11 protein-coding genes are annotated in these 9,934 nt (G+C 35.5%); 10 read left to right on the forward strand and 1 reads right to left on the reverse strand.

Annotated elements, in window-relative coordinates; translation table 11 throughout:
• Positions 1-296: 296 nt before the first annotated feature.
• The 10 genes from AC30RD_RS03630 (at position 297) to AC30RD_RS03675 (ending at position 9,407) form a co-directional block, all read left to right on the forward strand.
• Positions 297-1,715, forward strand: a complete 1,419-nt coding sequence (locus AC30RD_RS03630; protein ID WP_489492879.1) for an aldehyde dehydrogenase family protein — start codon at positions 297-299, stop codon at positions 1,713-1,715.
• Positions 1,712-2,137 (forward strand): 2-thiouracil desulfurase family protein, encoded by a 426-nt coding sequence (locus tag AC30RD_RS03635; protein WP_489492880.1) that lies wholly within the window; start codon positions 1,712-1,714, stop codon positions 2,135-2,137. The genes AC30RD_RS03630 and AC30RD_RS03635 overlap by 4 nt, the downstream gene beginning before the upstream one ends.
• A gap of 271 nt (positions 2,138-2,408) precedes the next feature.
• Positions 2,409-3,323, forward strand: coding sequence for a branched-chain-amino-acid transaminase (ilvE, locus tag AC30RD_RS03640; RefSeq protein WP_489492882.1), 915 nt, complete (start codon positions 2,409-2,411; stop codon positions 3,321-3,323).
• Between the two features lie 12 nt (positions 3,324-3,335).
• Positions 3,336-4,385, forward strand: a complete 1,050-nt coding sequence (locus tag AC30RD_RS03645) for a prohibitin family protein (RefSeq protein WP_489492883.1) — start codon at positions 3,336-3,338, stop codon at positions 4,383-4,385.
• Between the two features lie 12 nt (positions 4,386-4,397).
• The gene (hisIE, locus tag AC30RD_RS03650; protein WP_489492884.1) at positions 4,398-5,075 is read left to right on the forward strand and encodes a bifunctional phosphoribosyl-AMP cyclohydrolase/phosphoribosyl-ATP diphosphatase HisIE; all 678 of its coding nucleotides are present in this window, start codon (positions 4,398-4,400) and stop codon (positions 5,073-5,075) included.
• Positions 5,075-5,545, forward strand: coding sequence for a thioredoxin-dependent thiol peroxidase (gene bcp, locus AC30RD_RS03655; RefSeq protein WP_489492885.1), 471 nt, complete (start codon positions 5,075-5,077; stop codon positions 5,543-5,545). Before hisIE ends, bcp begins: the two co-directional genes overlap by 1 nt.
• A gap of 3 nt (positions 5,546-5,548) precedes the next feature.
• The gene (locus AC30RD_RS03660; protein ID WP_489492887.1) at positions 5,549-6,841 is read left to right on the forward strand and encodes a KamA family radical SAM protein; all 1,293 of its coding nucleotides are present in this window, start codon (positions 5,549-5,551) and stop codon (positions 6,839-6,841) included.
• A gap of 142 nt (positions 6,842-6,983) precedes the next feature.
• Complete coding sequence (gene rpsB / locus AC30RD_RS03665) at positions 6,984-7,781, forward strand: 30S ribosomal protein S2 (protein WP_489492888.1); 798 nt, start codon at positions 6,984-6,986, stop codon at positions 7,779-7,781.
• Positions 7,781-8,698 (forward strand): translation elongation factor Ts, encoded by a 918-nt coding sequence (gene tsf / locus AC30RD_RS03670; protein ID WP_489492889.1) that lies wholly within the window; start codon positions 7,781-7,783, stop codon positions 8,696-8,698. Before rpsB ends, tsf begins: the two co-directional genes overlap by 1 nt.
• A gap of 16 nt (positions 8,699-8,714) precedes the next feature.
• A complete protein-coding gene (locus tag AC30RD_RS03675; protein ID WP_489492890.1) occupies positions 8,715-9,407 on the forward strand; it encodes an ABC transporter ATP-binding protein in 693 nt (230 codons plus the stop codon).
• A gap of 3 nt (positions 9,408-9,410) precedes the next feature.
• On the opposite strand, the gene AC30RD_RS03680 is transcribed toward AC30RD_RS03675, so the two are convergent.
• Positions 9,411-9,934, reverse strand: a 524-nt coding sequence (locus AC30RD_RS03680) for a phospholipase D-like domain-containing protein (RefSeq protein WP_489492892.1), incomplete at its 5' end; no start/stop codon positions are given.

The raw sequence follows: 9,934 nt of genomic DNA on the forward strand, positions 1-9,934 counted from the left end.
GAAGGGAGAAGGGAGAAGGGCGTAAGGGGGTAAGGAGGTAAGGGGGTAAGGAGATAAGATGTTAAGAGGACTCAATTCCCAATTCCCAATTCCAAATTCCAAATGCCTAATTCCCAATTCCCATTTACCAATATCCAATGTCCAATGTCCAATGTCCAATGTCTAATGTCTAATGTCTAATGTCCAAATTGGTTAAAATGGTTAAGTGGTTGAGTAGCTGGGTAGTTAAGTTGTTGGTTAATTTTAGCTAAATTGGTTAAAATATAATAATGCTAAGTAAAACAAAAGGAGCTTTTATGCAAGAAGCAAAAATATATTTTGGCTCAACTATTGCGACAAAAGATGAAAAAAAAGAGATAAAAAGTCCCTTTAACGATAAAGTTGTATCGATATATCCAAAATGTGACGAAAATGACGCAATAAAAGCGTTAAATATCGCAAAAGAAGCCTTTGAAAAATCAAAAGAGTTTACACTATCTAAAAGAGTAGAGTGGATACTTGATGTTGCGAAAAAAATTGAAGAAAATAAAGAGGAGTTTGCCCTATCTATCACAAAAGAGGTAGCAAAACCCATCAGTTTTAGCAGAGTTGAAGTGGATAGATGTATTGAGACTTTGAGACTTAGTGCCGATGCGGCTATAAATCTATGCGGCGAAACAATAAACACAGACGCCATGCCAAGCGGCAGAAGTGCCATATCTTTTTATAAAAGAGTTCCTTTAGGAGTAGTGGTTGCGATAACGCCTTTTAATTTTCCGCTAAATTTGGCCGCCCACAAGTTAGGTCCAGCCCTTGCTGCTGGGAACGCCGTAGTTTTTAAACCTACTCCAGAAGCTCCCTATACCGGATATTTGTTGGCAAAAACTTTTATAGAAAGCCCTTATGCTATACCGGATATGTTAAGTGTAGTATATGGGGATGCTGAGGTTGGCGGTGCTCTTGTTAGAAGTGATATTCCAAGAAAGATAAGTTTTACCGGAAGTGTTCAAGTTGGAAAGATAATAACAAAAAACGCCGGAATTAAAAAGATATCTTTAGAACTTGGCGGAAATGCGGCAACATATATCGATAAAAGCGCCGATTTAGAGCTTGCGGCAAGTAGATGCGCCGTTGGAGCCTTCGTAAATAGTGGACAGGTTTGTATAAGTTTACAAAGAATTTACGTGCATGAAGATGTTTATGAAGAGTTTGCTAAAAAACTTGCCGAAGATACTCACAGATTAAAAGTAGGTGATCCATATGAGCCTGATACTTTTATGGGACCTTTGATAAACGAGGATGCTGCTATTAGAGCCCAAAAATGGGTTCAAAGTGCTATAAAAGAGGGAGCAAGGGCAATACTGCCTCCAAAAAGGGAAGGGAAATATTTTTATCCAGCAATTTTAGCTGATGTAACAGAAGATATGAAAATCGTTTGCGAAGAAGTTTTTGCTCCAATTGTTAGCTTAGTAAAAGTAAAAAGCTATGAAGAGGCTATAAAAATGATGAATAATTCTCCATATGGTCTTCAGTTTTCCATATTTACAAACGATTTAAAACTATCCACAAGATTTATAGATGATGCGGAAGCCGGAGGGGTGGTAATAAACGATATACCGACACTTAGATTTGATATTCAACCTTACGGGGGAGTTAAATTATCCGGTATTGGAAGAGAGGGGCCAAAGTTTGCCATAGAGGAGTTTACCGAAATTAAATCGGTTGTTATTTTATGATGGTAGCGATAAGTGCGTGCCTTTTAGGGTTAAATTGTAGATATGACGGGAGAAATAAAAGGGATGAGGAGCTGTTAAAAAGTTTAAAATGTTACGATATTGTCCCTTTTTGTCCCGAGGTCAACATATTGGGAAGTCCAAGGGAGAGTATAGATCTGTTTTTAATAGACAAGAAGATCTTTGCCATAGGAAGTGAGAGTAACAAAAATTATACAAACCTTTTGGAAAATGAAGCAAAAAGGTTTTTTGAAGTCTATAAAGATATAAATATCTTTTATTTAAAGTCAAAATCTCCAAGTTGTGCTTTATGTAGCGCAAAAATCTATGATAGAGATTATAATTTGATAGATGATAAAGGATCGGGAGTTTTTGTGAGAAAATTAAAAGAGCTTTATAAAGATGCGAAGTTTTTTGAGAGGTGAAAAATGGCTGATTTTGGTTAAAATGGTTGAGTGGTTAAGTGGTTAGGTGAAAGGTTGAAGGCTGAAGGGAGAAGGGGGTAAGGGGATAAGGAGGTAAGGGGATAAGGTGGTAAGGCGGTAAGGAGATAAGATGTTAAGAGGGCTCAATTCCAAATTCCCAATGCCCAATTCCTATTTCATATTTCCCATTTTATTCAATTATAAATTAAACAATATTTTGATAAACTTGGGCACATTTTTATAAAAATTTTAAAAAATATGGAGTATTTTTATGAATAAAGCTAAATATATCTGGATGGATGGAGAATTTGTTAATTGGGATGATGCAAAGGTCCATATATTAACACATACTCTTCATTACGGAAACGGAGTTTTTGAAGGAACCAGAGCCTATAAAACAGAAAAAGGTTTAGCCATATTTAGACTAAGAGATCATACTAAAAGATTGTTAAATTCCGCAAAAATCACGGTTATAAACTCACCATACTCTTTGGAAGAGTTAGAAAATGCGCAGATTGAGCTTTTAAGAAAAAACGATTTTAAATCAAACGTATATATTAGACCTTTGATATATCTTGGATATGGGATAATGGGATTATATCATGTAAAGGCTCCGGTTAATGTTGCGATTGCCGCTTGGGAGTGGGGAAGCTATTTGGGAGATGAAGGACTAAAAAACGGTATAAGGGTAAAAATAAGCTCCTTTACCAGAAATAGCGTAAAATCTACTATGGGCAAAGCAAAAGCCGTTGCAAACTATTTAAACAGCCAAATGGCAAAATTTGAAGCTTTGGAAGCCGGATACGAGGAGGCTCTTTTATTGGATGAAGAGGGGTTTATCGCCGAAGGAAGCGGAGAGTGCTTTTTTATAGTAAGAGACGGCGTTTTGATCACTCCGCCAAATGATAATTCTCTTGAATCAATAACTCAAGATACGATATTAAAAATAGCTGAAAAAAAAGGTATAAAAATTGAGAGAAGAAGAATTACAAGAGATGAAGTGTATATTTGCGATGAAGCTTTTTTTACCGGAACCGCAGCCGAAGTCACTCCGATTAAAGAGGTAGATGCAAGGATAATAGGAGATGGCAAAAGGGGAGAGATAACAAAAGAGCTTCAAAGCGCCTATTTTGACGTGGTATACGGTAGAGATAAAGATTTTGAATATATGCTTACATATATATAAGAAGGAGAGTTAATGCCTGCTGATTTAAATGATTATTTTAAAAAGAAAAGAGACGACGAGGGCTCAAATATGCCCGATTTTATGAAGGATTTTGGGAAAAAAGCCACCTATTTGTATGTAATAATAGTAATTATTATACTTATAATCATAGCTAAGCCATACGAGATTATAAACTCTGGGGAAGTGGGTATAAAAGTTACGGCTGGAAAGTATGATCCTATCCCATTAGAGCCTGGAATTCATTTTTATATTCCGGGTATTCAAAAAATTATAAAAGTCGATACAAAGGTTAGGATTATTAATTATAAAGCCGAAAGAGATACCGCTTTTGGAAACGTAAATGCCGGGATTATAGAAAAACCTGCTATTGAAGTTTTGGATGCGAGAGGATTACCCGTTTCTATAGATTTGACAGTTCAATACAAATTAAATCCTATGGGAGCTCCACAAACTATTGCCACATGGGGGCTTGCTTGGGAAGAGAAGATTATCAACGCGGTTGTTAGAGAGGTTGTAAGAAACGTTGTTGGAAGATACAAAGCAGAAGAGCTTCCTATAAAAAGAAACGAAATTGCAAAATTGATAGAGTCTCAAATAAGAGAAAAGATAAGCACCCTTCCAAACAAACCTGTTGAGCTGGTTGCGGTTCAATTGAGAGAGATATCTTTGCCTCCAAAGATAAAAGAGCAGATAGAAAGAGTTCAGATAGCAAAGCAAGAGGCCGAGCGGGTAAAATATGAAGTTGAAAGGGCTAGACAGGAAGCCGAAAAAAGAGCCGCCCTTGCAAAAGGAGAGGCTGAAGCGAAAAAGATAAGAGCTCAAGGTGAAGCAGAGAGGATTATGATAGAGGCAAAAGCCAAAGCTCAGGCAAATATCGAGATCGCAAAAAGCATAACTCCTGAGTTGTTAAAACTAAGACAGATTGAGGTTCAAGGAAAATTCAACGAAGCTTTAAAAGCCAACAAAGACGCAAAAATTTTTCTAACACCGGGAGGTGCGGTGCCAAATATCTGGATAGATACCAAAGATAAAAAAATAGAGAGTTCCATTTATAAAAAATAGTTAGGAAAATAGATGAGATTTGATATAGATTGGGATAAAAATCCTCTTATTCCGGTTGTTGTTCAAGATATAGAAACAGATGAGGTTTTAATGCTGGCATATATGAATAAAGAGGCTTTTGAAAAGACCTTATCCACCGGTTATGCACACTATTATTCAAGGAGTAGGCAAAAGCTTTGGAAAAAGGGTGAAACAAGCCAGAACATTCAAGAGGTAAAAGAGATATTTTTAGATTGCGATAGCGATACTTTGCTTCTAAAAGTAAAACAAAGCGGCCCAGCGTGCCATACCGGAAGAAAGAGCTGTTTTTATAAAGATATCACCGAGCAAAAAATTGCTTCCCAGCCAATTATAGAGCCTCAAAAAATGTATGAGAGCGTTATTGACACTTTGTATCATACTATTTTGGAAAAAAAGGATGCAAGCCCGCAAATTTCTTGGACGGCGAAACTTTTTAGCAAAGGGGAAAATACCATATTAAAAAAAGTTATAGAAGAATCGGGCGAGTTTTGTTTTGCTATAAAAGACGATAATAAAGATGAGATAATATATGAGTGTGCCGATCTTGTATATCATGTTTTGGTGGCTTTGGCCTATAAAGGGATTTCTCCCGAACTTATAAGAAAAGAGCTAAAAAGTAGATTTAATAAAAGCGGAATAGAGGAAAAAAAGAGTAGAAAGGACAACTAATGGTTGAGGTTGGTCAAAAGGCTCCTAATTTTTGTTTAAAAAATCAAGACGAGGTTGAAATATGTTTAAAAGATTTGATCGGGAAATGGATAGTTTTATATTTTTATCCAAAAGATAACACTCCAGGATGTACTACCGAAGCTTGCGATTTTACAAACTATTTAAAAGATTTTGAAGAGCTTGATGCCGTTATTTTAGGAGTGAGTCCCGATAGCTGCGAAAGCCATAGAAAATTTATCGAAAAAAAGGATTTAAAAATAACTCTTTTATGCGACGAGGAGAAAAAAGTTTTAAAAGAGTATGGCGCTTGGGGAAAGAAAAAGATGTATGGCAAAGAGTATGAAGGGGTTATTAGATCCACCTTTTTAATAGATCCCGAAGGAAAAATAGCTTATATTTGGCCAAAAGTTAGAGTAAAAGGGCATGTTCAAAAAGTAAAAGAGAAATTAAAAGAGTTAAAAGGAGTATAAAAGTTGGAGTATAGAAGCTACAATGTAAAAAGTTTTAAAAAAATAGCTCAGATTCAAAAGTATCTATCAAAAGAGGAGATAGAAGAGATTGAAGTTGTAGCTCAGGTTTTTCCTTTTAAAGTAAATAGTTACGTAATAGAGAAATTAATAGATTGGGAAAATTATAAAAACGATCCCATATTTAGACTAACTTTTCCCCATAAAGATATGCTTTTTGAGGGGGATTTTGAAAGGGTTAAATCATATCTAAAGCAGAATAAAAAAGATAAATTAAAGACTTTGGTAGAAGCTATTAGATTGACTCTAAATCCACATCCCGCAAATCAACTAGCAAACGTTCCAGAGATTGAGGGGAAAAAACTTGAAGGCTCTCAACATAAATATAAAGAGACGATTTTGTTTTTTCCAAAACAGGGACAAACTTGCCACGCATACTGCTCTTTTTGCTTTAGATGGCCTCAATTTGTAGGGATGGAGGATCTAAAATTTGCCTCAAAAGAGGTTGAACTTTTAATAAAATATATTAAAAAACATCCGGAAATTACCGATATCATATTTACCGGCGGCGATCCCCTTATTATGAGCACAAAGCTTTTAAGAGGATATATCGAGCCTATATTAAAGGCTAAGATCCCTCATATCAAAACCATAAGGTTTGGAACCAAGACTTTGGGATTTTGGCCCTATAGATTTACTACAGATAGCGATGCAAAAGATCTTTTAGATCTATTTAAAGAGATAAAAGAGTCCGGACTTCATCTTGCTTTTATGGCCCATTTCAACCACTACAAAGAGTTACAGAGCGATGAGGTGAAAGAGGCGGTAAAAAATATTTTGCAAACCGGAGCTGTTATTAGAACCCAATCTCCAATTTTAAAGCATATAAACGACTCAAGCTCGGTTTGGAGTAAAATGTGGCAGATGCAGGTTGAGATGAATATGATCCCATATTATATGTTTATCGCAAGAGATACCGGGGCACAACACTATTTTGGTGTAAGTTTGTATGAGGCGTGGAAGATATTTAAAAAAGCCTACTCCAAAGTTAGCGGCATAGCAAGAACCGTTAGAGGTCCCAGCATGTCGGCAACTCCCGGAAAAATTTGCGTAAACGGGGTTAGTAAGATTAATGATCAAAAAGTTTTCGTGCTTAGTATGATACAGGCAAAAGATCCAGATCTTGTGGATATTCCATTTTTTGCGAAGTTTGATAAAAAGGCTATGTGGATTGACGATCTTGTGCCCGCTTTTGAGGAAAAATTTTTATTTGATAAGAAAGAAAATATCTTCTTATAAAATTTAAAAAAAGCTAAAATTAAGCCAATTTTTAGTAAAATCTCCGAGCCTTTTATTACACACGCAGTAATCCTTGAAGGGTTGCGGCTAATGCCGTTGATGACTGCGGAGGCACAAACCTATATCAAACAAGGAGCAAATTATGGTTACGATGAAAGATCTACTAGAGTGCGGTGTGCATTTTGGACACCAAACAAGAAGATGGAATCCAAAGATGAAACCTTATATCTTTGGAGTTAGGAAAAATATACATATTATCGATCTGCAAAAGACTTTAAGATTTTTTAGATACACATACAACATAGTTAGAGACGCGGCAAAAGAGGGTCAAACTATTTTGTTTGTAGGAACGAAAAAACAGGCGCAAAACGCTATAGAAGAGTATGCTAAAAAGTGCGAAATGCCTTACGTAAACTCAAGATGGCTAGGGGGAACCCTTACAAACTTCAATACGATTAAAAAATCCATTAGAAAACTTGAAGTTATAGAAGAGATGGAAAAAAGCGGTCAAATGGACCTTCTAACAAAAAAAGAGGCTCTAATGCTAAAAAGAAGAAAAGAGAAACTTGAAAACTTCCTTGGCGGTATTAGAGATATGAAAAAATTACCGGATATGCTGTTTGTAGTAGATGCCGTTAGAGAGCATATCGCGGTAAAAGAAGCAAATAAGCTTGGCATCCCCGTTGTCGCTCCATTGGATACAAACTGCGATCCAGACGTCATAGACTATCCGATTCCCGGAAATGATGATGCTATTAGAAGTATTCAACTATTTTGTAAAGAGATCGCAGAAGCTATCATTGAAGGAAAAGAGTTAAGAGCTCAAGAGATGGAAGAAGAGGCTCAAGAGAGCGAAGAAGTAACTCAAGAAGAGATTCAAGAGACTATTGAAGAGGCTAAAGAAGCAGCCGCTCAAGAAAGCGAAGAGGAGGAAAAATAATGGAGATCAAAGCCGCTGACGTTAAAAAATTAAGAACTATGACCGGTGCAGGTATGATGGACTGCAAAAAGGCTCTAATAGAGGCTGAAGGTGATTTTGATAAAGCAGTTGATATTTTAAGAAAAAAAGGTATGGCAAAAGCGGCAAAAAAAGCCGATAGAGTAGCAAGCGAGGGTGCGATAACGGTTGAGATAAGCGATGATTTCAAATGTGCGACTATCAGCGAAATCAACTCTGAAACCGACTTTGTTGCTCAAAACGACAACTTTAAAGAGCTTGTTAAAAAAGCTACAAAACATATCCATATAAGCGAAGTGGACACTGTAGAAGATCTACTTCAAACTGAAATTGACGGCGTAAAATTTGAAGAGTTTATGAAAGCTCAAATAGCAAAAATCGGTGAAAATATCTTAGTTAGAAGATTTGACAAAATATGCGTAGGAGAAGGCGGCATAGTAAACGGTTATGTTCATATGGGCGGCAAAATCGGCGTTATCGTCGCTGCAGTTTGCGATAAAGATGAAGTATGCCAAAATATAAAAGATCTTTTAAAAGATATAGCTATGCATATTGCCGCGATGAATCCAAAGTATCTTGATGAAAACGCAATACCAAAAGAGGTTCTTGAAAAAGAAAAAGAGATAGCAAGAGCTCAACTTGAAAAAGAGGGTAAACCTGCTAATATCATAGAAAAAATCATCCCCGGAAAAATCAAAAAATTTATCGAAGAAAACACCCTTCTTGGACAAAAATTTGTTAAAGACGATAAAAAAAGCGTTAAACAGATTCTTGATGAGGCCGCAAAAGCCGCTGGCGGAACGGCGAAAATCGTTGAGTTTGTAAGATATGAACTTGGAGAAGGTATAGAAAAAAAACAAGAGGATTTCGCATCAGAAGTTGCGGCGCAAATGAAATAAGATAAAAGGTAGATGGTTGAAGGCGGAAGAAAAAAATAAAAACCCTTTGTCCTTCAGCCTCTCTTTACCCCTCTTAAAAGCTAAAAACATTTCACACTCTTTTGATTATCCCCTTTTTGACGATATAAATTTGGAACTTTTTGAAAAAGACTCCGTTGCGATAGTTGGCGTTAGCGGTAGCGGAAAATCCACTCTTTTGCACATTTTATCTACCCTTTTAAAACCTGTAGGCGGTGAAGTTTTTTTATTTGATAAAAATATTTACCTATTAAATCCAAAAGAGATCTTAAAAATAAGAAGAGAAAAAATCGGAATAATTTTTCAATCTCACTATCTTTTCAAAGGATTTAGCGCCTATGAAAATATAATGGTCGCTTCACTTTTAGCAAAAAAAGAGGTAGATGAAAAGCTTATAGAAAAGTTTAATATCAAAAAAGTGATAAACAAAAAAGTTACAGAACTTAGCGGAGGAGAGCAACAAAGAGTCTCAATAGCAAGAGTCCTTACAAAAAAACCAAAAATAATTTTTGCCGATGAACCAACGGGCAATCTTGACAAAAAAACGGCAAACGAAGTTATGGGAAAGGTTTTTGAATATATAGATACCAAAAATGGAGCCCTTTTTTTGGTAACACACGATTTGGATCTTGCAAAAAGATGCAAAAAGGTCTATCGTCTTGAGGATAGAAAATTAAAAAGGATAAAATAGCCCTCAATACTCTTTTGCCTCTTTTAACATCCTCTCAAAATAGATCTCGCACTTTTTGGCGATCTTATAATCGTTTTTAAAAAAAAGAACCTCATAATTTTTATAAAATGCAGAATATGAATAGTTAGCAGAACCCAATATAATCTTTTTACTATCGATTATCATAAGTTTTATATGCATTTTACCAAAACCGCTTCTTTTTTTATATTTTTTCCCCTTTAATGAGTAAAGATCTATATTTTTATATTTAGCTAAATATCCAATAATCGAATATTTATTTGTTTTATCGCTGTTTTCGTCAAATAGAACCCTTATCTTAACTCCCCTTTTTGCCGCGTTTTTCAATCTTTTTGCAATTGTTTTGTTCGTAAAACTAAATATGGCTATATCTATTTTGTTTTTTGCAAGATCAATAGATTTTAATATATTTAAAAGGGCTTTTTTTGATTCGTAGGGCATGAAATATATCTCATCTGCTAATAAAAAAATCGATAATAAAAGTGTAACGATAAATTTTTTCATATTTA

The organism is Nitrosophilus sp. (assembly GCF_982775275.1).